This is a genomic window from Streptomyces sp. NPDC006739, assembly GCF_042869815.1.
In the GTDB taxonomy this organism is placed as follows: domain Bacteria; phylum Actinomycetota; class Actinomycetes; order Streptomycetales; family Streptomycetaceae; genus Streptomyces.
In genome coordinates this window covers 93,899-117,299 of sequence record NZ_JBIAGM010000015.1, presented here as the reverse complement: position 1 = coordinate 117,299, position 23,401 = coordinate 93,899, and the positions used below count along the sequence as shown (strand labels likewise).

17 protein-coding genes and 2 pseudogenes are annotated in these 23,401 nt (G+C 72.6%); 9 read left to right on the top strand and 10 right to left on the bottom strand.

Annotated features, from left to right (window positions below):
- Positions 1-22: 22 nt before the first annotated feature.
- Positions 23-1,726 (bottom strand): enoyl-CoA hydratase-related protein, encoded by a 1,704-nt coding sequence (locus tag ACFYMM_RS27975; RefSeq protein WP_388391202.1) that lies wholly within the window; start codon positions 1,724-1,726, stop codon positions 23-25.
- A gap of 326 nt (positions 1,727-2,052) precedes the next feature.
- Here ACFYMM_RS27975 and ACFYMM_RS27970 point away from each other — a divergent pair.
- Positions 2,053-2,145, top strand: a pseudogene (locus tag ACFYMM_RS27970).
- 52 nt (positions 2,146-2,197) lie between these two features.
- Here ACFYMM_RS27970 and ACFYMM_RS27965 read toward each other — a convergent pair.
- A complete protein-coding gene (locus ACFYMM_RS27965) occupies positions 2,198-3,169 on the bottom strand; it encodes an asparaginase (protein WP_388391200.1) in 972 nt (323 codons plus the stop codon).
- 261 nt (positions 3,170-3,430) lie between these two features.
- Between ACFYMM_RS27965 and ACFYMM_RS27960 the strand changes: the two genes are divergently transcribed.
- Entirely contained in the window at positions 3,431-4,273 is an 843-nt protein-coding gene (locus tag ACFYMM_RS27960; RefSeq protein ID WP_388391198.1) for a patatin-like phospholipase family protein, read from the top strand.
- A 34-nt stretch (positions 4,274-4,307) separates the two neighbouring features.
- On the opposite strand, the gene ACFYMM_RS27955 is transcribed toward ACFYMM_RS27960, so the two are convergent.
- Positions 4,308-4,802: a GNAT family N-acetyltransferase gene (locus ACFYMM_RS27955; protein WP_388391196.1), complete on the bottom strand. Its 495-nt coding sequence runs from the start codon at positions 4,800-4,802 to the stop codon at positions 4,308-4,310.
- Between the two features lie 241 nt (positions 4,803-5,043).
- Here ACFYMM_RS27955 and ACFYMM_RS27950 point away from each other — a divergent pair, with 241 nt between their 5' ends.
- The 5 genes and pseudogenes from ACFYMM_RS27950 (at position 5,044) to ACFYMM_RS27930 (ending at position 12,300) form a co-directional block, all read left to right on the top strand.
- Positions 5,044-6,252: an AI-2E family transporter gene (locus tag ACFYMM_RS27950; protein WP_388391194.1), complete on the top strand. Its 1,209-nt coding sequence runs from the start codon at positions 5,044-5,046 to the stop codon at positions 6,250-6,252.
- Between the two features lie 226 nt (positions 6,253-6,478).
- Positions 6,479-7,549 (top strand): annotated as a pseudogene (locus tag ACFYMM_RS27945) (endo-1,4-beta-xylanase); the annotation flags it as partial.
- 172 nt (positions 7,550-7,721) lie between these two features.
- Positions 7,722-9,887 carry a nitrate- and nitrite sensing domain-containing protein gene (locus tag ACFYMM_RS27940; protein ID WP_388391192.1) on the top strand — a complete coding sequence of 722 codons (2,166 nt, stop codon included), beginning with the start codon at positions 7,722-7,724 and terminating at the stop codon, positions 9,885-9,887.
- A gap of 142 nt (positions 9,888-10,029) precedes the next feature.
- On the top strand, positions 10,030-10,731 hold the full coding sequence (locus ACFYMM_RS27935) for a DUF4232 domain-containing protein (protein ID WP_388391190.1): 702 nt from the start codon (positions 10,030-10,032) through the stop codon (positions 10,729-10,731).
- Between the two features lie 111 nt (positions 10,732-10,842).
- A complete protein-coding gene (locus ACFYMM_RS27930) occupies positions 10,843-12,300 on the top strand; it encodes a purine-cytosine permease family protein (RefSeq protein WP_388391189.1) in 1,458 nt (485 codons plus the stop codon).
- Between the two features lie 16 nt (positions 12,301-12,316).
- Here ACFYMM_RS27930 and ACFYMM_RS27925 read toward each other — a convergent pair whose 3' ends face one another.
- The 4 genes from ACFYMM_RS27925 to ACFYMM_RS27910 form a co-directional block, all read right to left on the bottom strand.
- Positions 12,317-13,363 carry a cytochrome P450 gene (locus tag ACFYMM_RS27925; RefSeq protein WP_388391187.1) on the bottom strand — a complete coding sequence of 349 codons (1,047 nt, stop codon included), beginning with the start codon at positions 13,361-13,363 and terminating at the stop codon, positions 12,317-12,319.
- Positions 13,364-13,476: 113 nt separating this feature from the next.
- Positions 13,477-13,590 (bottom strand): tryptorubin family RiPP precursor, encoded by a 114-nt coding sequence (locus tag ACFYMM_RS27920; RefSeq protein ID WP_388391185.1) that lies wholly within the window; start codon positions 13,588-13,590, stop codon positions 13,477-13,479.
- Positions 13,591-13,721: 131 nt separating this feature from the next.
- Positions 13,722-14,537, bottom strand: a complete 816-nt coding sequence (locus tag ACFYMM_RS27915) for an SGNH/GDSL hydrolase family protein (RefSeq protein WP_388391183.1) — start codon at positions 14,535-14,537, stop codon at positions 13,722-13,724.
- A 57-nt stretch (positions 14,538-14,594) separates the two neighbouring features.
- The gene (locus ACFYMM_RS27910) at positions 14,595-15,443 is read right to left on the bottom strand and encodes a lysozyme (protein WP_388391181.1); all 849 of its coding nucleotides are present in this window, start codon (positions 15,441-15,443) and stop codon (positions 14,595-14,597) included.
- 148 nt (positions 15,444-15,591) lie between these two features.
- Between ACFYMM_RS27910 and ACFYMM_RS27905 the strand changes: the two genes are divergently transcribed.
- On the top strand, positions 15,592-17,028 hold the full coding sequence (locus tag ACFYMM_RS27905) for a WGR domain-containing protein (protein ID WP_388391179.1): 1,437 nt from the start codon (positions 15,592-15,594) through the stop codon (positions 17,026-17,028).
- Positions 17,029-17,082: 54 nt separating this feature from the next.
- Here ACFYMM_RS27905 and ACFYMM_RS27900 read toward each other — a convergent pair whose 3' ends face one another.
- Together ACFYMM_RS27900 and ACFYMM_RS27895 are read right to left on the bottom strand one after the other, a co-directional pair.
- Entirely contained in the window at positions 17,083-18,942 is a 1,860-nt protein-coding gene (locus tag ACFYMM_RS27900) for a M1 family aminopeptidase (RefSeq protein WP_388391177.1), read from the bottom strand.
- Positions 18,943-19,540: 598 nt separating this feature from the next.
- Complete coding sequence (locus ACFYMM_RS27895) at positions 19,541-20,419, bottom strand: NAD(P)-dependent oxidoreductase (RefSeq protein ID WP_388391175.1); 879 nt, start codon at positions 20,417-20,419, stop codon at positions 19,541-19,543.
- Between the two features lie 362 nt (positions 20,420-20,781).
- On the opposite strand from ACFYMM_RS27895, the gene ACFYMM_RS27890 reads away from it, so the two are divergent.
- Positions 20,782-21,702 carry an SGNH/GDSL hydrolase family protein gene (locus ACFYMM_RS27890; protein WP_388391173.1) on the top strand — a complete coding sequence of 307 codons (921 nt, stop codon included), beginning with the start codon at positions 20,782-20,784 and terminating at the stop codon, positions 21,700-21,702.
- Positions 21,703-21,756: 54 nt separating this feature from the next.
- Here ACFYMM_RS27890 and pgm read toward each other — a convergent pair whose 3' ends face one another.
- The gene (gene pgm / locus ACFYMM_RS27885; RefSeq protein ID WP_388391171.1) at positions 21,757-23,397 is read right to left on the bottom strand and encodes a phosphoglucomutase (alpha-D-glucose-1,6-bisphosphate-dependent); all 1,641 of its coding nucleotides are present in this window, start codon (positions 23,395-23,397) and stop codon (positions 21,757-21,759) included.
- Positions 23,398-23,401: the final 4 nt, after the last annotated feature.

Sequence of the window (23,401 nt, the reverse complement as noted above, 5' to 3'; positions counted from 1 at the left end):
CTGACGGTGCGCCGGGGACGGGTCAGGGCGTGATGTCGAGAGCGGGGTCGAGCGGCCGCGGCGAACCGGTCGGCTGTTTGCGGACGAACGCCGAGCGCAGCGCGTGGTAGGGCGCGTCACGGTCGAAGAAGATGTGGTGCATCCAGGCGAGTTCGGCCTGCCGGTACGCGTCGAGCGGCTGACGTGCCTCGTCGCGGACGCGGGAGGCCGCCTTGGAGTCGATCCGGTCGCGCAGGCCGGGCGAGTCGGCGAGTTCGCTCGCGAGGCGGGTCACCTCGTCGGGGAACACGGACGGGGAAACGGGGAGCGTGCGGTCGATGAGGCCCAGGCGGGCGGCGGTGGCGGCGCTGACCGGCACCGCCTCCTGGATCAGCCGGGCCGCCGTCTCGGGCCCGACGCGCCGGGGCAGGCTGTAGGTCCAGAACTCGGAGCCGTACAGGCCCATGCGCCGGTAGTGCGGGTTCAGTACGGTCCCGGTGCGGCACCAGACCTCGTCCGCCGCCAGCGCCAGCATGACCCCGCCCGCGGCGGCGTTGCCGCCCAGCGCGGCGACCACCAGCCGGTCGGTGGTCCGCAGCACGGCCTCCACCAGGTCGTTCATGGCGTTGAGGTTGGCCCAGGACTCCTCGGCCGGTCTGCGCGCCGCCTCGATGACGTTGAGGTGGATGCCGTTGGAGAAGAAGTCGCGCGCGCCGCCGAGGACGAGGACGGAGGTGTTCCGGGTGAGGGCGTACCGGTAGGCGGCGAGCAGGCGGCGGCACTGGCTCGTGCTCATGGCGCCGCCCGGGAAGGCGAAGGTCAGGAAGCCGACGTCGCCGTGATGGCGGTAGCGGATGTCCGTCCAGGTGCGCCGGTGGGCGGCGGGCTCCAGCGGCGCCGGGACCTCCGGCAGCCGGCCGAGGCGGTCGCCGAGGACGTCGGTCGCGGGGCGCCGGAAGGGCGCGGGGTCGCCGGAGCCCCGGCGCGGGCGCAGTTCGGGAATCCACACCGCGCCGTCGCTGGTGGCCCGGCACACGGCGCCCGCGCGGGTGGCGAGCAGTTCCCCGGGGTCCCCGCGCAACCGGTCCTCCGGATGGCCGCCGTGCAGGAAGAGTTCCTGGCCGCACAGTTCGTCCAGGACGCCGGGCTGGGAGTCGGCGCCGCGCAGTTTGCGCAGCACCGTCTCGGTGCTGTCGCCCTCCCAGTCGATGCGCCGCTGCTCCTGCCGGAAGGCGTCGCGCCAGGTGACCCGGATCGACGGGTCGGTCTGCGGCTGGGGTTTGAACGAATTGTCGGCGAAACGTTCCACCGCCAGCAGGACGGCGGCCGTCGCGGCGTCGGAGACCTCGTTGCGGTAGAGGTCGCTCTTGCCGACGGCCGGCATCCGGAAGGGGACCGAGGCCCAGAGGTCACCGGCGTCCATCGACCGCTCGGCCTGGAGCACGGTCACCGCCCACTGCCAGGCCCCGTCGGCGATGGCCCAGTCGAGGGAGGACGGGCCCCGGTCGCCGGGCGGGCCGGGGTGCACGATGAGGCAGGTGTGCTCCCGCCACACGTCCTCCGGCAGGGCCGTCTTGAGCATCGGAGCGATGATCAGCTCCGGTTCGAACCCGCGCACCGCATCCCGGATCGCGTCGTCGCCGTGCGAGGCGAGCACGACGTCCACGCGGTGACCACGGTCGGCGAGTTCCACGCCCATCCGCTGGCAGAGGCTGTTGAACGCACTGGCGACGAGGAGGATGTCCATGCGGTCCCTTGCTGTCGGACGGACGGTTCGGAGAGCCGGTGACACGGCAGGGGCCCCTGGGGCCTGTCCGCCGGACAGGCCCTGGCGGGACGGACAAGCAGGATCACCCCGAGCACGTCCGCGGGAAAGGACCGCAACGGGCCGATACCGAAAGTTCGTCCGGACGGATGCGGGGCGCCACCGCGACGCACACCCGGCTCCCGCACTCCGCCGGCGGCCCGGCACACCACCGGCCGGGTCGGGTCGCAGACCCGTCAGTGGGGTGTCAGCGCCACCTGGCACTGTTGTTCTCGTGAACGGCGCGGGAGACCGGGAGCCGGACACGGGGAGAGGTGCCCGGAGTGGTTGATCGGGGACCAGAGCACAGCTCACGGTCGGGCCCTTCGGGGCCCACGCAGGTTCGAATCCTGCCCTCTCCGCCCGACGCCGTGCGGCCGGCCTCACGGTCGTCCGCGAGGCCGGCCGGGCCGGTCAGCCCCACTCGGCGAAGACCGACGCGATCTCGTCGCGTCCCGCGCCGCCGGCCAGCAGGAGACGCAGCAGGACCCGCGCCTTCCACGGATCGAGCATCCCCGCGTCGAGCAGGCCGCGACCCAGCAGGTCCGTCTCCGAACCGGGCGAGCGGTAGGTGGCCCGCAGCACCGGACCGGCGCCCGTCCGGGAGGCGAGCACCACCGGCATCCGGCCGGCCACGGCTCCCAGCCGGGGCGCGAGGGCGCCCGCGACGTGACCGACGCCGAACCCGGCGACCACCAGCCCCTGACGGTCCCGGGCGAGGTCGTCGACGAGCGTCCCGTCGTCGTCCAGGACCGCCGTGTAGACGGCCACCCGGGTGGCGGCCAGCCGCTCGGGCGACGGCCGGTGGGGCAACGGCCCGGGGCGCGGCGGCACGGCCAGGATCCGCACCCGGTCCTCGACGACGTGCCCGAGCGGCCCGCTGTCGGGCGAGACGAAGGCCGCGGTACTCGTGCTGTGCGTCTTGCGCACCCGACGGGCCGCGTGCACCTGGTCGTTGAAGACCACCAGCACCCCGAGGCCGCGAGCCGGGGTCGCGACGGCGACCCGCACGGCGGCCAGGACGTTCGCCGGGCCGTCGGCGCCCGCCAGCGTGGGGTTGCGCATCGCGCCGGTGAAGACGAGAGGCTCGTCGTGCGGCCACACCAGCCCGGCCAGGAACGCCGTCTCCTCCAGCGTGTCCGTGCCCTGGGTGACGACCGCCCCGGCGGCACCGTCGGCGACCGCGCGCGAGGCGGCGTCCACCACCTCGAGGACCCTTGTGAAGGTCAGGCCGGAGCTGGGCAGGGCCGCCACGTCCCGGACGTCGATCCGCACACCGAGCCCGTCCAGCCCTGGTACGCCGGCGGCGATCTGTTCACCCGTCAGCCGGGGCGTGCCGCCGGTGACGGAGATGGTCCCGCCGAGCGCGAAGAGCGCCACCCGCATCCGTGTTCCCCTCCCCCGTGTCCCACAGTGCCGAGTCCAGCAGTGCCGATCCGGCCAATGTTCTCCGGGCCCGGCCCACCGTGATCCCGCGGGACGGCCCGCCGCGGTCCGCCCCGTCCGGGCGCCAACCTACCGGCGGGCGCGCCGGCCGGCCCACCCCGGGCCGTGCCGCCCGGGGTGGCCGGGCCGTGACCCGTCGGGCCACCGCCGCCCCGCGCACGGGCTAGGGTCGCCACGACGGGGCGCGATCAAGGGAACGGCATGACAGAGGCATTGGTACTGGGCGGTGGCGGTGTCGGCGGGATCGCCTGGATCACCGGGCTGCTGGCGGGGCTTGCGGACGCGGGTCAGGACGTCACGAAGACCGACCTGATCGTGGGCACCTCGGCCGGATCGGCCGTGGCGGCCCAGTTGGGCAGCGGACTGTCGCTGGAGGAGCTGTACGCCCGTCAGGTGGACCCGGCTCTGCAGGCCGCGGAGATCATGGCGGAGATGGACGTGGACGGCCTCGCCAGGGAGATGGGCCGGGCGCTGGGCCCGTCCGACGACGTCGTGGAGATGCGACGCGCGCTCGGGGACGTCGCGCTCCGCGCGGCCACCGTGACGGAGCCGGAGCGCCGTGCGGTCATCGAGTCGCGGCTGCCGTCGCACGCGTGGCCCGCCCGGGCGCTGAAGATCGTCGCGGTGGACGCCGAGAGCGGCCTGCCCCGCGTGTTCGACGGCTCCGACGGGGTCGGCCTGGTCGACGCGGTCGCCGCGAGCTGCGCCGTTCCGGGTGTCTGGCCGCCCGTGACCATCCAGGGGCGCCGGTACGTCGACGGCGGCGTCCGCTCCGGCGTCAACGCCGACTACGCCGCCGGCGCGTCCCGCGTCCTGGTGGTCGCGCCCATGGGCGACACCGATCCCTTCCCCGGCGACACCTCGCTGGAGCGGACCCTGGACGGACTGCGCGCCCAGGGGGCCGAGGTCGCGCTCGTCGTACCGGACGAGGCGTCAGTGGCCGCCGTCGGCACCAACCCCCTCGACCCGGGCACCCGCGCGGCGGCCGCCGGGGCCGGCCGGGACCAGGGCCGCGCACTGACCCTCCGGTGGACCCGCGCCTGATCCGCGAAGGCCGCAGGGCGGCGCGCCGGGCCGTTCAGGGCAGGAGGGGCCCGGCCTGGGCGGCGAGTTCACCGAGGGACGCGCCGCTGAGCCGGCACACCCGCCACTCGTCCAGGAACTCCGCCCCGAGCGACTTGTAGAAGTCGATGGCGGGCTCGTTCCAGGACAGCACCCACCACTCGAAGCGGTCGTAGCCGTTCCGCTCGCAGTGCGCGGCCAGGGCGGCGAGCAGGGCTTTGCCGTGTCCCCCGCGCCTGCCCCGCGGCCGGATGTAGAGGTCCTCCAGGTGGATGCCGCGGTTGCCGGTCCAGGTCGAGAAACGGGGGAACCACATGGCGTAGCCCAGGGTCTCGCCCGTCTCGTCGTCCTCCGCGATCAGCGCGGAGGCGGCGGGGTGCTCCCCGAACAGCGCCTCGCGCAGCTGCTCCTCGCTCGCCCGGGCCTGTTCGAGGGCCCGCTCGTACTCGGCGAGTTCGCGGATCATGGCGCGGATCTCCGCGATGTCGTTCGTGGTGGCGGCCCGGATCATGGGGCAGATCATCGGGGACGGCCCCGGTCCGTGTCCATCCGATTCCACGCCTCGGGGCCCGGTGCGTGCTCGGCCGTCGACGCCCCGGGCCCGGTGCGTGTTCGGCCGTCCTCGGTTCGCGGCGCACGGCGCCGCCGTCCGTCCGACGCCGGGCGCGTTGGACGCGCCCGGCCGCCCGGCTTGCGCTTACCGTGCTCTGGAGGTGACTGGCCGTCAGGACCGGAGAGGAGTGTGAGCCGTCATGCCGGAAGCGGGCCGCCGCACGGCCGGGCCGGGCCCCGGGCACCGGGCGTTCGGCGTGGTGCTGGGCAGCAGACGGCCGCACACCCGACGGCTCCCGCCGCGCACCCCCGCGGCCACGAAGGCCGCTGACGGCTCGACGGCCTCGGCCGCTCCGGTCGGCTCGGTCGCCGAGCGCACGGTGCCCTGGCTGCGGGTCGCCGCGGCCTACGCCTGGCGGCTCATCCTCGTCGGCATCGTCGCGTACGGCGTCTTCACGATCGTCGGCCGCTTCCAGCTCATCGCCGTCGCCCTGTTCCTCGCGCTGATCGTCACCTCGGTCCTGCGCCCCCTCACCGACCTGCTGAACCACGTCCTGCCCAGACCCCTGTGCGTGGCCGTCGCGCTCGTCGGCAGCCTGCTGTGCCTGTTCGCCCTGCTCGCCCTGGTGGGCAATGCGGTGGCGGGCGAGTCGGGGACCCTGGCGGGCGAGTTCCGGGGCGGCATCCACCGGATCGAGGTGTGGCTGCAGGGCCCGCCGTTCCGCATCAGTCCGGGGAAACTGTCCGATCTGCAGCGCCAGGTGACCAACTACATCACGGCGCACCGGGCCAGTCTGCTCAGCAGCGCGGTCACCGGTCTTGGCACACTCGTCGAACTGGTCACCGGAGCCGCCCTCGCGCTCTTCGCCTCGGTCTTCTTCATCCACTCCGGCGAGCGCCTGTGGAGCTGGGCGCGGGACCAGTTGCTGCCCGGCGGCGCCCGCCCGGCCTGGGACCGGGCGGGGCGCGCGGCCTGGCAGGCCTTCGCGGGGTACACGCGGGGCATCATCATCGTGGCCGGCACCAACGCCGTGCTCGTCGGGATCGCCCTGGTGGTGCTGCGGGTGCCGCTCGCGCTGCCGCTGACGCTGCTGGAGTTCTTCGCCGCGTTCGTGCCGCTGGTGGGCTCACCGGTCGCGCTCGGCGTGGCGACGGTGGTCGCCCTCGCCGGGCGCGGTCCGCTCACGGCCGCGGCGGTCGTGGTGCTCATCGTCGTCATCGGCCAGTTGGAGGGGCATGTGCTGCACCCCCTGGTGATGAGCTGGGCGGTGCGCCTGCACCCGCTCGTCGTCGCGGTGTCGGTCATCGCGGGCAGCATCGTGGCCGGTGTGGTCGGCGCCGTCGTGGCCGTTCCGGTGGTGTCCGTCGTGTGGACGGTCCTGCGGGCGCTGCGCGCGGTACCGCCGTAACCCGGAGCGAAATGTTTCGGTGTGAACGTCGAATGATGCGAGACGTATTGACGGCTCCGGTGGGCCTCCTATCATCCAGAAGCATCCGAGAGTGCGATCGCTGTTCGAGCAGGCGAACCACTCGGACATGTCATGTCCTGCTCAAAGTCATGCCCTGTCATGCCCTGTCATGCCCCGCACGGCTTTCGCACCCGCACTCGCACCCGCATCCCGTACGAGGAGAAGCATGAACCGACCCCAGCGGCCCGGCCGGTGCCGGGCCTCCGTCTTAGGTCTGCTGACCACGGCCGCGCTCGTGGCGACCGGGACGGCCACCGCCGCACCCGCCACCGCGCCCACCGCGGCGCACCCGGCCGTGAAGGCCACCACCCTCGGTGGCCAGGCCGCCCAGTCCGGGCGGTACTTCGGGACCGCCGTGGCCGCGGGCAAGCTCGGCGACGGCACCTACGCGTCGATCCTGGACCGTGAGTTCACCATGATCACGCCCGAGAACGAGATGAAGTGGGACACCACGGAGCGCTCCCGTGGCAACTTCAACTTCGGACCGGCCGACCAGATCGTCAACCACGCCACCGCGCACGGACAGCGGATGCGCGGCCACACGCTGGTCTGGCACTCCCAGCTGCCCGGCTGGGTCCAGTCCATCAACGACGCGAACACCCTGCGCAGTGTGATGGACAATCACATCACCTCCGAGATGAACCACTTCAAGGGCCGGATCTACGCCTGGGACGTGGTCAACGAGGCCTTCGCCGACGGCGGCAGCGGCCAGCACCGCGGTTCCGTCTTCCAGAACGTGCTCGGCAACGGTTTCATCGAGGAGGCCTTCCGCACCGCCCGGGCCGCCGACCCCTCGGCCAAGCTCTGCTACAACGACTACAGCATCGAGAACTGGACCGACGCCAAGACCCAGGGCGTGTACCGGATGGTGCGCGACTTCAAGGCGCGGGGCGTGCCCATCGACTGCGTCGGCTTCCAGTCCCACTTCGGCGCCGGCGGACCGCCCGCGAGCTTCCAGACCACGCTGTCCAACTTCGCCGCGCTCGGCGTGGACGTACAGATCACCGAGCTGGACATCGCCCAGGCACCGGCGACCGGGTACGCCAACACCGTCAAGGCGTGCCGGAGCGTGGCACGTTGCACCGGCATCACGGTGTGGGGCATCCGGGACAGCGACTCCTGGCGCAGCGGGGAGAAACCGCTGCTGTTCGACGGTTCCGGCAACAAGAAGGCCGCGTACAACGCGGTGCTGTCGGCCCTCGGCGGCAGCGCGGCGGCGGCCCGTGGCACCACGGCACCGCACGGCGTCTCCTGACACAGGTTCAGCTCAAGGACCCTGCTCGGCACACGGGGAGGGGCCGATGGTCCGCGCGTTGGATGAACTTTGTACTATTTCACGCGAACACCGGTCACCATCGGCCCCACAGTGCTAGACATTGGGCCGGTCCGGCTCACCCCGAAGGACGACGTTGCCCTCCACCCCTCGAAGATCCCTCACCCGTGACTGGCGCGTCGCCAGGCGGCTCAGGGCCGTGCTGCTGATCCCGGTGCTCGTCGCCCTCGTCCTCGGCGGCGTACGGGTGAAACGGTCGGTCGACACCTGGCGGGCCGCCGACGACGCGGTCCGGGTGGCCGAGTTGGTGCAGGCGGCGAACAAGTACGCGAGCGACGCGATCAACGAGCGCGACGTGTCGGTCATCCCGCTGCTCCAGGGCAGGCGGACGGCCCCCGAGGTCGTACAGGCCCGCAAGGTCACCGACGAGGACGCGCGGGCCTTCGACCGGGCGGTGGCCCGTATGCCGAAGACCGCCGGGCTGCTCCGGCGGGTGCAGCTGGTGCGCACGGGCGAACAGCAGCTTCCGGCGGTACGGGCGGGCGCGTTCACCTCCCGCATGTCCGGTGTGCGGACGGAGGAGAGCTACCACCTGGTCCAGCACCCGCTGATGGAGATCTCCAACGAGCTCGGTTTCGGCAGCGACAACCAGGCGAGCTTCGGCCGGACCCTGTACGCCATCTCGCTGACCCAGGCGGCCGAGTCCCTGATCCGGTCCATCGGCACCCATCTGCTGGTGGAGGACCGCACCGGTCTCACCGCGGGTGAACTCGACGCGCAGCTCGGCTCGTTCCGCTCCTACGCCTATCTGGAGAAGGTCGCGCTCCAGGAGTACGCGGGGGCCGGCACCGCCGGGGACATGGCCCGGCTGCGCACCGCGCTGGCCGCCGCGCAGACCAAAGGCGCGGCGCAGACCGCCGACGCCGCCGCCCGGGCCAAGGCGGCCGGCAAGCCGTTCGTCGCCCCGCCGGCCATGTCCAGGATGATCAGCGAGATCGCCACCGGGAAGCCGGCCTCCACGCTCGCCGCCGAGGGCATCACCGCCGAGTCCTTCTTCGCCGCGTCCACGCTCGGCTTCGACGCCTACCGGGGCATCCAGGTCCACCTCGCCGGTACCGCGCTCGCCAACGCGCAGGACATCGCCGCCGTCGCGCGCCGCGACGCCGTCATGAACGCCGTCGTGGTGCTCGCCTCGGTCCTCCTCGCCTTCCTGCTCGCGTCCTGGGTGGCCCGTACGATGAGCCGGGGCATGCGACGCCTGAGCGCCTCGGCCATCGAGATCGCCGAACAGCGGCTGCCGGCCCTCATCACCCAGCTCTCCCGGGCCGTCCCCGGCCAGGCCGACACCCGGGCCGAACCCATCCCGATCGACACCACGGACGAGATCGGCGAGGTGGCCCGCGCCTTCGACCACGTGCACCGCGAGGCCGTACGGCTCGCGGCCGAGCAGGCCCTGCTGCGGGGCAACATCAACACCGTCTTCACCAACCTCTCGTTGCGCAACCAGTCGCTGGTCGAACGCCAACTGGCCCTGATCACCGACCTGGAGGACCACGAGACGGACCCGGAGCAGTTGGAGAACCTCTTCCGCCTCGACCATCTCGCCACCCGCATGCGCCGCAACGGCGAGAATCTCCTCGTGCTCGGCGGCCGGACGCCCGGCCGGCAGTGGGAGGGCGCCCTCCCCCTGGTCGACGTCATCCGGGCGGCCGCCGCCGAGGTGGAACAGTACGAGCGCATCGAACTGTCCGGCATCCCGGAGACCGAGGTTCCCGGCGAGGCCGTGACCGACCTCGTGCATCTGCTCGCCGAACTCCTGGAGAACGCCACGGTGTTCTCCTCCCCGCGCTCCAGGGTCCGGGTGACCGCCTCCCGGCTGCCCGACGGCGGCGCCATGATCGAGATCCATGACCGCGGCATCGGGCTGATGGCCGAGGACTTCGCGGTGATCAACCACAAGCTGGCCCATCCGCCGACCGTGGACGCCGACGTGTACCAGCACATGGGCCTGTTCGTGGTCGGCAGACTGGCCGAACGGCACGGCGTCCGCGTCCGCCTGCGGCCCTCCGGCGAGGAGTCCGGTACGACGTCGCTCGTCATGCTGCCCGACACCCTGACCCGCCCGGGGGGCGGTGCCGCACCCGACACGGACACCCTGACCCTGAACGCGGCCGGGCCCCTGGCCACGGCGCGCGCGGCGGCGGCCCTGGCCGCCGCCGCTCCCGAGGATCCGTTCAGCGGCTACGAGGCCTGGAGCGACGAGCCGCCGCCCCGCCCGGCGAAGCGGCGACGACGGCCCTGATATGTACCGGGAAGGCCCGGACCTTGTCACTGACACGTCACAGGTGAACCAGGGGGGAACCCGCGCGCCGGCCGTCCTGTCTCCCTCGGTGCGTGCCGGCAGGGGGCCGGACGCCTTGGACCGAGCGAAATCGGGGGACGTCATGCCGTACGGGAACACGATCGTCAGAACCGCCTGGGCGATGGCCGCGGTGGCGGCGGCGGTGTCGGTGACCGCCTGTCAGTCCGGGGGCGGGCACGCGGCCGCCGACAAGCCGAGCACGGCCGCCGCCTCCACCACCGCCCCGGCCACGAGCGGCGCCGTCACCGTGGCCCCGGCGACCGCGCGGCACACCGGGACCGGCACGTCGCCGGCGGCCGCGGTGGCGACCCCACCCGTCGCCAGGACGTCCCCGGCGGCGGTGGCGACCTGTGCGGCGAGCGCGCTGAGCGCGAGGGCCTACCAGGCCGCCCACCGTCCGGTCGGCACGGGCACGGGGGCGGCGGCCGTCGAGTTCACCAACGTCTCCCGCAAGCCGTGCCTGGTACGGGGCTTCCCGTCGGTGGCCGGCGCGGGCAACGGCTCCCCCGGGCACAGCAAGCCGCTCAAGGTGACCCCCAAGGGCACCGCGTCGTCCGTACGGCTGGCGCCGGGCGCCAAGGCATGGGTGAAGCTGACCTTCGTACAGGTCCAGGGCGAGGCCGACGGCTACTGCGTGTCCGGTTCGCAGCCCGTGGTGTACCCGACGCTGGTGGTCGGGCTGCCCGGCTCCGGGGCCCACCAGGTGGCCCTCGCGGACGGCGAGTTCGCCGAGTGCGACAACAAGGTGACCGTCACCGCCGTATCGGCGACGAAGGTCCCCTGAGGCGGCCGGCCCGGGCCGCGATTCTCACGGCCCGGGCCCCAGGAATCCCCAAACGGGCGCTCCCGGGGAAGAATGAGAGCGGAGAAGGCAGGCCCACTCCCGGGAGGCGCCATGAGCACATCAACAGAGCCGAGGGTGTCGGGCCTGGAGGTCCGGTCGATCGACTACGTCCCACTGGACGAGCGGCACGGCAAGCTGTGGCACCTGGGACCGCTGTGGTTCATGTCGAACGCCCAGATCGCCACGCTGGCCGTGGGCCTGATCAGCATCACGGAGGGCGGCGATCTCATCTGGTCGCTGCTGGCGATCGTCGCCGGCACCGTGATCGGCACCTTCTTCATGGCCTTCCACTCGGCCCAGGGCCCGCAGCTCGGGCTGCCCCAGATGATCCAGTCGCGGCCGCAGTTCGGCTACGTCGGCGCCCTCCTGGTGTGGCTGTTCGCCTATGTGCAGTACGCGGGGTTCAACGTCTTCAACACCATCCTCGCCGGACAGGCCCTGCACGCCACGCTGCACGGGGGCGTCAAGCCGTGGGTGATCGCGGTGACCGTCGTCGCCCTGGTCATCGCGCTGGTCGGCTACGACATCATCCACAAGGCCGAGCGGATCCTCACCTACACCTTCCTGGTCGTCTTCGGCGTCTTCACCGTGGGCGTCCTGGTCGGCCTGCACTACCCGGCGGGCTCCTTCGATCTCGGCGACTTCAGGCTGACCCCGTTCCTCGCCCAGTTCGGCGTGGTCGCCGGCTACCAGATCAGCTGGGCCATCTACGTCTCCGACTACTCGCGCTACCTGCCCCCGGACGTCACCGTCCGCAAGACCTTCTACTGGACCTACTTCGGCTCGGCCCTCGGCGGCATCTGGCTGATGGTGCTCGGCACGCTGCTGGCCGCCTGGGCGGGCAAGGACTTCGACACCATCAAGTCGATCAACGCGGCCGGCGACAAGGTGTTCAGCGGGTTCGGGGCGATCGTGCTGCTGTTCGCCGCGCTGGGCCTGGTCTCCGTGACCGCGCTGAACATGTACGGCGGTTCGCTGACCCTGATCAGTGCCATGGACTCCTTCAAGCGGGTGCGGCCGACACTCGGCGTGCGCCTGCTGACCCTCGGACTGACCGCGCTGCTCTCGGTGATCGGCGCGCTGGCGGCGACCTCGAACTTCCTGGCGAACTTCAACGACTTCCTGCTGCTGGTGCTCTATCTGTTCATCCCGTGGACGGCGGTGAACCTGATGGACTACTACATCGTGCGCCGCGGGCACTACGCCATCGCCGAGATCTTCAACCCGCGCGGCATCTACGGGCGTTGGGGCTGGCACGGCATCATCGCCTACCTCGTCGGGTTCGCCGCGATGATCCCGTTCTTCTCCGTGGGGACGCTCTATGTCGGTCCCGCCGCCGACGCCCTCGGCGGAGCGGACATCTCGCTGTTCGTCGGGCTGCCCGTGGCCGCCCTGCTGTACTGGTGGCTGAGCCGCTCGATCGACGTGGAGGCCGAGACGCGGCTGGCCCTGGCGGAGGCCGAGGAGCTGGAGCGGGCGGCGCACGAGCACCGCGAACCCGAGGCCTGACCGGGGCCGCGCCCGCTCACCGCGGCCTGGTCAGCGGTACGTCCTCCACCCCCAGCAGACCGAGCAGGGGCACCTTGGCGGTTCGCCGGTCAGGGTCCACCACGAGCCCGGAGCGGCGGACCAGGTCCAGCAGCAGCTCGGCCAGCGGCAGCACCATGTGCCTGCCCCAGCAGCGCTCGGAGGAGTGGCCGAAGGGCAGATAGCCGGGGGCGGTGTCGGGGTCGAGGCTCTCCCAGCGCTCGGGGCGGAAGGACTCCGCGTCGTCCCAGAGCGCCGGGTCGCGGTGGGAGAGCAGCGGCAGCACCAGCACGTCGTCGCCCTCGCCTATCCGGCCGTCGACGGCGGGGTACTCCGGGGAGGCGTTGCGCAGGATGTTCCACGAGGGCGGCAGCAGGCGCAGCGACTCGTGGATGATGTGCCGGTTCGGCATGTCCTTTTCGAAGGGGAAGCCGAGCCAGAGCGCGTTGGCCACCAGGGTGGAGACCGTGAAGCACACCGGGGCGGCGGCCCTGCGGTAGACGCCCATCGCGTATCTGCGGTCCTGGTAGCCGACGGCACGCGCCGCCCGGCCGGCGAGTCCGGTGAGGTGGCCACCGGGCCGGGGCCAGCCCGGCAGCGCCGCGCCCACAGCGATGACGGACCAGGTCAGCTTGGGTGTCAGTTCGAGGTTGCGGCTCATCAGCATCCGCAGCCGGTACGGATCGCCGCCGAGGACGAGGTCCCGCAGGAAGAGGTGTCCGGTCAGCGGCCAGGAGCCGGACAGGTCGACGTCCTCGGGCAGCGGTCCGGCGAGCGCCGCACGGACGTCGTGGCCGATGGTCCGGGTCACGGAGGAGGCCTCGGCGCGGGAGATGGAGCGTCCGTGCAGCGGCTTGAAGGTGGGCCGCTCGGTCTCCGTCGCCCGGCGTGCGGCGAGGATCCGGTCCGCCACATCCGGCCCGGCGACGCCGACCGTGTCGGGTTCGAGCCGGAACACGTCCTGGCCGAGGTGGTCGCGGAGCAGGGCGGCCAGCCGCGGGGCGAGGACGGTGGTGCGGGTGCGCGGCACGGACGGCAGGGGCATGGTCTCTCCGGGTCCTCTCCGGGACGGTCGGGGATGCCGGGGCGTGGGGCTCCCGCCGGGCGGCCGGTCATCGTGGACAACGATGTCGGGGCCGCCCGGCGGGGGTGGCGAGGTCAGTACCAGAGGTACCAGGCGCTCGCCTTGAGGCTCTTGCGGGCCGCGACCTTGTTGCGCAGGGCGAAGAGGAGCTTCATCAGTGCACCTCCTTTCGGGGCGACGGGTGACACGCGGGCAGCCCGGGCGAACCGTGAAGATCACGTGTCGGTGGCTCCGTCAGCCTTCCCTCACCGGATCATCGGATAATCATCGGCAGGGTCAAAACCTTTCCACTTACCGGTAGTTGACGTCCGCATACCGGTCACGGTGAGGAAAGGGTGGCCGAAAGACGCTCATGAACGGCATCGGCGATCGCCCGCATGCCCGCCGCGTTGGGGTGGAAGGGGGCCGCGCCCTGGAGGTCCCGGAGCCGGTCCGGCAGTCCGGTGACCCAGGGGTCGGCCGATCCCAGCGCGTGCGGGCGGCTGCGCTCGGCCATCGGCACCAGCGTCGCCCCGGAGCGCTCGGCGGCCGTCGCGAACACCTGCGCCACCCGCTCCCCCACCCGGCGCAGCCCCTCCAGGGTCGCCGGGTCGAACGGGGTCTGCGGACAGTGGTGCGTGTCGGGGCCGATCAGGACCGGGTAGTCGACCAGCACGACCAGGGCCCCGGGAGCCCGGAGCCGCACCGCCTCCACGACCCGGACGAGACCGGCCGCGGCCCGGCCGACGGCCTCCGGGCCGGGGTCGGCCACCCCCTGCCGGGCCAGCACCGCGCCGAGGGGGCGGCTCCAGGGCCGCGCTGACAGCCGCCCGGCCAGGCCCAGTCGGACCATGCCGCCGATGTACCCGAGGTCGTTGCCGCCGGCGGTGACCGTCACCAGGTCCACGTCGGACGGCAGCCCGTCCAGCTGCGGGGGAAAACGCCGTCTCGACCTGCGCTGGGGCGTGTCGAGGAGGGTGGCGGTCGTCGCCCCGGAGACGGTGAGGTCGGTCAGCCGTGCCCCGAGCCGCTCGGCGAGCAGGTGCGGGTAGTTGCGTGCCGACCGCCCCGCGGCCCGGTCAGCGAGCGGCTCGATGCCGGGTCCGGCGGCGAACGAGCTGCCCAGGGCGGCCACATGGTCGATGCCTGCGATCATCCGCCCAGTGTGCCGTGAGCGGCACCGCCGCCGGACCCGGGGTGCCGGGGCGGGCCGTCAGCCGGCGGCCAGCTTGCCCAGCTCGGTCGAGCCGCCGTTGAACCGGTCGTGGTCGCCGACCGTCGGTCCGGTCGAGGTGTACTGCCACATGGTGTACACCGACCAGCCCGCCGGCAGCGTGCCCGCCGTCGAGGCGTACCGGGCCACCCACAGCGGATTGGTCGAGCCGAAACCGCTGTAGTTCCCGGTGCATTGGGTCCACCAGCTCGTGGACGTGTAGATGACGGCGTCACGGCCGGTCCGGGACTTGTAGCGGTCCAGGAAGTCGCGGATCCAGGTGACCATCGCCGACTTCGACCTGCCGTAGCAGGAGTCGCCGTACGGGTTCCACTCGATGTCGAGGACGCCGGGCAGGGTCCTGCCGTCCTTGGACCAGGCGCCGCCGTGGTCGACGAAGTAGTCCGCCTGGGCGGCACCGCCCGTGGTGTCCGGCGTCGCGAAGTGGTACGAACCGCGGATCATGCCGACGGCGTACGCGCCGTCGTACTGTTGCGAGTGGGAGGGGTTGCGGTAGGACGTCCCCTCGGTCGCCTTCGTGTACGCCCATTTGACCCCGCTGCTCCACAAGGTCGCCCAGGCGACCTTGCCCTGGTAGCTGGAGACGTCCACGCCCTCGGGCTGGCCGGTCCGGCCGTCCGAGGGCACGGCGTCGGGCGTGCCGGGGCCGCCCTCGTGGGCCTGGACGCCGATGCCCATGTAGGCGCTGCCGCGCTCGAGTGTGTCCCCGGCCGCCGCGGGCACCGCCGCATGGGCGAACAGGAAGAGGAGGAGGCCGCTCAGGGCGCCGGTCGTCAACGGGCGCGGGCGGCGGGGCTGTAGGCATATCGATCTCCGCACGAAATCCATCTGAACCGCCGCACGGCCGTCTCGCACGTCGGATACCGCCCAACGAAGCACGCCGGACCGATTGTCAGTGCCCTCCCGTATGTTTCGATCATCGGAAGGCGGGCCGCTCGGCGGTCTCGTCTGTGGGGTCGTGCGGGAGGGGCCGGTCGTGGCGGAGACGACGTATCTGGAGCTGTCCGAGGACGGCGGCGGGGCGCACAAGTTCTACGAGGTGACGGTCGACGGGACCACCGTCACGGTGCGCTACGGCCGTATCGGCGCGTCCGGCCAGGTGCAGACGTCGACGTTCCCGAGCCCGGCCAAGGCCCGGGCAGCCGCGGCGAAGAAGATCGACCAGAAGGCCCGCAAGGGGTACGCGGCGGCGGTGCGGGGCGCCCGGGCACCTCGCTCGGTCACCCGGCGCCAGGTCGGCTCCGCGCCGTCCACGGCCCGCGCCACGGCACCGGTGCTGTGGCGGTTCCGTACCGGCTCGGCCGCGTTCGGCATCCACGTCGACGACGAGCGCGCCTGGGTCGGCAACCAGGCGGGGGACGTCTACACCCTGGCCCACGACGGCGAGGTGCTGGCCCGCTACCGGCTGCCCGACGGCGTCAAGTGTTTGGTCGCGGACGACTTCTGGATCTACGCCGGGTGCGACGACGGCCGGGTGTACGACCTGTCGTCGAAGCTGCCCTTCGCGGCCTACGACATCGCGGCGAACGTCGACATCTTCTGGCTGGACATCCACGAGGGCGTGCTGAACGTCTCGGACGCCTCGGGCGGCCTGACCGTCATCGACCACGAGGACGAACACCAGTGGTCCAGGCGCTCGTCCGGCCAGGCGGGCTGGATGGTGCGGGCCGACGAGGACGCGGTGTACCACGGGCACCGCGGCGGCGTGACGGCCTACGCACCGGACGGCGGCGGCCAGTTGTGGCACACCGACACCCGTGGCGGGGTGCTGTTCGGGTGGCAGGAGGCGCTGTCGGTGTACGCCGGGACGGACCGGCATGTGGTGCAGCGTCTGTCGAAGGCGACCGGCCGGGTCGAGGCCGTCTTCACCTGCGACGACGTGGTGTACTCCTGCGCCACCGCGCCCGACGGGCGGTACGTGTTCGCCGGTGACAACGCCTCCTCCGTCTACTGCTTCGACGCGGCGGGCAACCGGCTGTGGAAGCTGCGCACGGGCAGCGGCTCGGCGCTGTCCATGCAGTACTTCGAGGAGCGGCTCTACCTGGTGACCACGGACGGGTCCCTGGTGTGCGTGGACACCTCGGAGGCGGCCATCGCGGCCGCCCAGCAGGGGTCGGTGCCGGTCGCGCTGGACGTGAAGTCGGCCGCCGCGCTGCCCACCTACGATCCGACGACGTCGGTCTCCGCGCTGGCGACCGTGGAGGCGCCGCCGGCCGGCGGGGTGGTGGTCGAGTGCGTCCAGCAGGCCGGCCGGACGCGGGTCCATGTGGTGTCGGACGGATTCGAGCCGGGCTGGCACGTCCAGTTCCCGCGCGAGATCCGGGAGCCGGGCGCCCGCTATGTGGTCGACGCCGTCCACGCGGCGGCCGGCGGCTTCTACCGGGTGCGCGGCGAGATACGCCGTATCCGCTGAGCCGGGCCTGAGCACGGGTCCGCGAGGGCGGACCCGTGCGGGCACCGTGCGGGGTCAGCCGTCGATGCGGTGGCTGGTCCAGAACGACGTGAGGTCGGTGCTGGTGGCGGCCTGGGCGGCGGCCTTGAACTCGGCGGTGGTCGAGACGCCGTACCAGTGGGAACCGGCGTAGTCCTTCAGCAGCTTGGCCATGGCGCTGTCACCGAGCACCCTGCGCAGGTCGTGCAGGGCGCACTTGCCGTAGCCGTAGACCACGGTCGAGTAGCGGGAGGAGTGGGCGTCCCAGTAGGCCATGGAGTTGGTGATCTTCTCCGCCGACGACGCCCACGACACGCTGTTCCAGCAGTTGCTGCCGGTCTTGTTGAGGGCCAGATCGGTGGAGTAGTCGGTGAACGCCTCGTCCAGCCAGGGGCTGTTGTACTCGTCGTCGCCGACGATGCCGTACCACCACTGGTGGCCGATCTCGTGGGTGAGGGCCGTGGTGCTGACGAGGTCGAGGACGAAGCCCGGGTACTCCATGCCGCCGAACCAGTAGTTGTTGTCGATGACCGCGTCGAGTTCGCCGTAGGGGTAGGCGCCGAACCGGGCCGCGTGGGCGTCGACGGCCGACTTGGCGGTGGTGAGCATCGACTGGGCGTCGGAGGAGCTGATGCCCGAGACGGTGTAGACGTTCACGGCGGTGCCGGCGGCCGAGGTGCCGGAGATCTTGGTGAAGGGCCCGGCGGCCCAGGCGAAGTCACGCACCTTGGAGGCGGTCGCGGTGGTGACGGTACGGCCGCTGGAGCCGGGGGTGTCGGTCGAGGTGCCGGTGGCCGGGACCAACAGGGAGGTGGGGTGGTCGAGGGTGACCTTGAAGTCGGCGGCCAGCGAGTAGAACGACTCGCCGTTGTTGGTGTAGGGGTCGAGGTGCCAGCCGGCCGCGTCCTTGACCGCGAGCACGGGCAGGGCGTTGCCGATGAAGTCGAAGGCCCCGTCGTGTCCGAAGCGGTCGGCGCCGCTGGGCACGGTGATGCCCAGGTCGAAGCCGATGGTGGCGCTCTGTCCCTGGGCCAGCGGTGTCGGCAGCGTGATCTGCAGGGCGGTGCAGTCGACCGAGAGGGAACCGGCGGTGCCCCCGGTGACGTTGCTGACCGCGATCGGCATGGCCGAGCAGGTGCCGTGGTAGTTGTCCCACAGCCGCAGGTACACCTCGCCGAGCGCGGTGGCTGAGGCGTTGGTGAAGGTCGCGCTCTCGTGGCCGGTCCAGACGGTGCCGCTGGTGTTGCTGCTCAGGCTGACCGTGTACGAGGGTGCGGCCGGGGTGCGGGCCGAGTCGGCGGGCGGGGTGCTGTCACCGGAGGTGTCGAGGGCCACGTCGTCGAGGACGAAGCTGGTCTGCAGGCTGGAGTCCTCGGTTCCGGTGAAGGCGAGGTTCACGGTCTGGCCCGCGAACGCCGAGACGTCGAACGACTTGCGCAGGTACCCGGTGTTCTCGTCGAGGTTCGAGTACGTCGCCAGTGTCGTACCGCCGATCTTGGCGGTCAGCTTGTCGTAGGCGGTGGACGAGGTGGTCTCGGCGGTGTCGATGTGCAGCCAGAAGGTGAGCGTGGCCGAGGCGCACCCGGACGGGATGGTGACGCTCTGCGAGAGCGTGTCGGTGTGCGTACTGCCGACACCGTCCAGCCAGGCGAAGCCGGTGCCGCCGTGGGCGCTCTGGCCGGTGCGGGTGGTGATGACGCCGGTGGACGACTGGGTCCAGGGCGAAGTGCCGCTTTCGAAGCCGCCGTTGGTGACCACCTGCGCCGGGGTGCAGGCGGCGGCCCGTGCGGCCGTCGGCGGCAGCGCGGCGGCCGGGGTGACGGGGAGGGAGACAGCGGCCAGGGCCGTCACGGCGAGGGCGCCCGCGGCGAGGGCCTTGTGGGGGGTCGATCTCACGCAATGCTCCTTTGCGGCGGCCGGGATCCCGGCCTGCTCGGTGGCCGCCCGGCTCGGGTGCGCCGGAGACGGTCGGGGGTTGCGCGTTGCTGCGCGAAGCCTCGCAGATTTGACCGGAGCATGCCATGAAGTTGCTGGAAGTGGTGGCCCACCGTGCCCCCCGGACCGGCCGCTTGCCGTCGCACCCCCTCAGACGGGCCGCGTCTCGCCGCACCCTCCCCCAGACGGCCGCTTCTCGCCGCACCCGGACCGACCGCATACCCTCGCACCCCTTCAGACAGACCGCGTCTCGCCGCACCCCCCGGCCGGCCGCTCGTTGCCCGCCCCGGACCGACCGCTTACCCTCGCACCCCCCTCAGACAGACCGCGTCTCGCCGCACCCTCCCCCAGACGGCCGCTCCTCGCCGCACCCAGACCGACCGCCTACCGTCGCACACCCTCAGACAGACCGCGTCTCGCCGCACCCTCCCCCAGAACGGGCGCTACTCGCCGCACCCCCTCAGACCAGGCGCTACTCGCCGCGCCCCCTCAGACCGGCCGCTGCTCGCCGCACCCCCTCAGGCGGGCCGCTACTCGCCGCACCCCCTCAGGCGGGCCGCTACTCGTCGAAGCTGGCGAAGTACGCGGCGGCCATGTCCTCGTCGGCGTGGCCCTGCGCGGCGGCGCGCTCCATGCGTTCCGCGGCGGCGGCCGCCACGTCCAGGCGTACGCCGCCGCGCCCGCCCGCCTCGACGATCAGCCGGGCGTCCTTGGCGGCGGTGGCCACCGCGAACTGGGGCGGGGACAGCCGGCCCTCCAGGACCAGGTCCGACTTGGCGCGCAGGTAGCCCATGTCCAGCGGGCCGCCCGCGATGAGGTCGAAGAAGCTCCGCGGGTCCACGTCGAGGGCCTGCGCCAGCGCGAGGACCTCGCCGGCCGCCGCGGTCGCCGCGATGACCCAGCTGTTGGCGACCAGCTTGAGCCGGGTGGCGCTGCCCGTCGCACCGTCCACACCGGTCCACACGGTGCGCGCGCCGACCGCCTCGAAGACCGGGGTGACCCTTTCCCGGCCCTCCTGCGGCCCGGCGGCCAGCACGGTCAGCTGTCCGGCCTCGGCGGGCTGCCGGGTGCCGAGCACGGGTGCGTCGTAGAAGACCAGCCGGTGCTCGCGGGCGAAGGCCGCCAGGTCGCCGATCGCCTCCGTGCCGGCGGTGGTGGACTGCGCCCAGACCGTGCCGGGACGCAGGGCCGGCGCGGCCTGCCGCATCGTGTCCAGGGCGGCCGGGCCGTCGTACAGCATGGTCAGGACGACGTCGGCGCCCTCGACCGCCTCGGCGGGGGTGCCGGCGACGAACGCGCCCTCCCCGGCCAGCGGTTCGACCTTGGCGCGGGTGCGGTTCCAGGCCCGGACGGCGTGTCCGGCGCGGGCGAGGTTACGGGCCATGGCGGCGCCCATGATGCCGGTGCCCAGGACGCTCACGGTGAGCTGGTCGGTCATGACGTCGGTTCCTGTTCTTCCACGGTCGGTCGGCGGACTCGGCGGCTGCTCAGGCCCCAGCCTTCCCCTGCGCGGCGCGGCCAAGCCGGTCGAGCCCGTCGAGCCGGTCGCCGGGGCGTCCCTTCGGTGGAGCGCCGTTCCTCATCCTGGTGCGCCGCGGTGGCCGGCGCACATCGACACCGTCCCGGACGCCGGTCAACGGGTGCCGGACGTCCGGGTGAACGTCGGATCCGCTCAGTTCGTCGGCTCCGGCTTCTGGCCCGGGTGCCGTACCGACCGGTATACAGAGCCGGTCGAACGTACGAGGTCCGGCCGATCGGCCGGGCCCGTGCGCTGTGTCCCGGCTCCAGGGGGAGGAATTGATGGCGAACGGCGAGCGGTCGGCCACGGCCGCGAGACGGCGTCGGCGGGCGGTCGTGGCGGGGGCGGCACTGGGCGGATGCGCCCTCTTCGCCGCGTCGGCCGCACCGGCCGCGGCGGAGGGGGCGGGTCACGGCCGTGATCTCACCTACGTGGCTCTCGGCGACTCCTACACCTCGGGCCCCGCGATTCCCCGGCAGGTCGACGCGAACTGCGCCCGCTCCGACCACAACTACCCCTCGCTCGTGGCGGCCGAGCGCCCGGTGAGCACGTTCAAGGACGTCAGCTGTGCGGGTGCGACGACCGCCGAGATGTGGAAGGCGCAGGGCACCAACGACCCGCAACTGGACGCGCTGAACCGGGACACCGGTCTGGTGAGCGTGCAGATCGGCGGCAACGACGTGGGATTCGGCACCATCATCGGCACCTGCGCCCGCCTCGGCTCCCAGGACCCGGCGGGGAACCCGTGCGAGCGCTACTACGGCTCGTCGGGGTTCGACCAGCTGACGCTCACCATCGCCCGGACCGCGCCGAGGATCGACCGGGTGCTGCGGGCCGTACACGCCAGGGCTCCCCGTGCCCGGGTGCTCGTCGTCGGCTATCCGGACCTGCTGCCGGACGACGGCAGCGGCTGCTACCCCTCGCTGCCGTTCGCGGCGAAGGACTTCCCCTATCTGCGGGACACCGAGAAGCGGCTGAACCTGATGCTGCGTCTGGTGGCCGCGTGGGACGGCGCCGAGTACGTCGACACCTACGGCCCCACCCGTGGCCACGACATGTGCAAGGCGCCCGCGGACCGCTGGATCGAGCCGCTGCAGCCGGCCTCCCCCGCGGCTCCCGCCCACCCCAACGCCAAGGGTGAGCGGGCCATGGCGGACGCCGTGCTGGCACGGCTGGACGGCGCGGGGCACGACCGGTACTGAACGGGCGGGGCGGGTGACCGGGACCGTGGTCACCCGCCCCGGGGGGGGCCGGGGTCAGCCGCCGAGCGCGCCCAGGACGACCGCCTTGGCCTCCTCCTGCACCCGGGCGAGGTGGCCGGGGCCGAGGAACGACTCGGCGTAGACCTTGTAGACGTCCTCGGTGCCCGAAGGGCGGGCCGCGAACCAGGCGTTGGCGGTGGTCACCTTGATGCCGCCGATGGCGGCGCCGTTGCCCGGGGCCTCGGTGAGGACGCCGGTGACCGCTTCTCCGGCCAGCGTCTCGGCGGTGACCTGGGCCGGGGACAGTCTCGCCAGCAGCGCCTTCTGTTCCCGGGTGGCGGGCGCGTCGACGCGGGCGTAGGCGGGTTCGCCGAAGCGGGCGGTCAGGGCGGCGTAGTGCTCCGAGGGCGTCCGGTCGGTGACCGCGGTGATCTCGGAGGCGAGGAGGGCGAGCAGGATGCCGTCCTTGTCGGTCGTCCACACCGAGCCGTCCCGGCGCAGGAAGGACGCGCCGGCCGACTCCTCGCCGCCGAACCCGAGCGCGCCGCTGACCAGCCCGTCCACGAACCACTTGAACCCCACGGGCACCTCGACGAGCCGGCGGTCCAGGGCGGCGGCGACCCGGTCGATCATCGTGGACGACACCAGCGTCTTGCCGATGCCGGCACCGGCCGGCCACTGCTCGCGATGGCGGTACAGGTAGTCGATGGCGACGGCGAGGTAGTGGTTGGGGTTCATCAGGCCCGCGTCCGGGGTGACGATGCCGTGCCGGTCGGCGTCGGCGTCGTTGCCGGTGGCGATGCGGAAGCGGTCGCGCTGGGCGATCAGCGAGGCCATCGCGTAGGGCGAGGAGCAGTCCATGCGGATCTGGCCGTCCCAGTCCAGCGTCATGAACCGCCAGGTGGGGTCGGTGTACGGGTTGACCACGGTCAGGTCGAGGCCGTGCTGTTCGGCGATCCGGCCCCAGTAGGCGACGGACGCCCCGCCCAGCGGGTCGGCGCCGATCCGCACCCCGGCGGACCGGACCGCCTCCAGGTCCAGCACGCTCGGCAGGTCGCCGGCATAGCCGCCCAGGAAGTCGTGGCGCCCGGTCGTGGTGGCGGCGAGCGCCCGCTCGTAGGGCACCCGCCGTACGTCCTTCAGACCGCCCGCGATGATCTGGTTGGCCCGGTCCTGGATCCAGGAGGTCGCGTCCGAGGCGGCCGGGCCGCCGCTGGGCGGGTTGTACTTGAAGCCGCCGTCGGCGGGCGGGTTGTGCGAGGGCGTGACCACCACGCCGTCCGCGAGGCCGGTGGCGCGGCCCCGGTTGTGGGTGAGGATGGCGTGCGAGACGGCGGGGGTGGGCGTGTAGCCGTCCGCCGCGTCGATGAGGACGGTCACGTCGTTGGCGGCGAACACCTCCAGGGCGGTGACCCTCGCGGGCTCCGACAGCGCGTGGGTGTCGGCGCCGAGGAAGAGGGGACCGTCGGTGCCCTGGGCGCCGCGGTACTCGCAGATGGCCTGGCTGGTGGCGGCGATGTGGTCCTCGTTGAAGGCGGCCGCCAGGGACGACCCGCGGTGTCCCGACGTCCCGAACGCCACCCGCTGGGCCGGCTCCGCCGGGTCGGGGTGCAGCGCGTAGTACGCCGTGACCAGCCGGGCCACGTCGACCAGGTCCTCGGGACCGGCCGACCTGCCTGCTCGCTCGTGCGGCATGAGT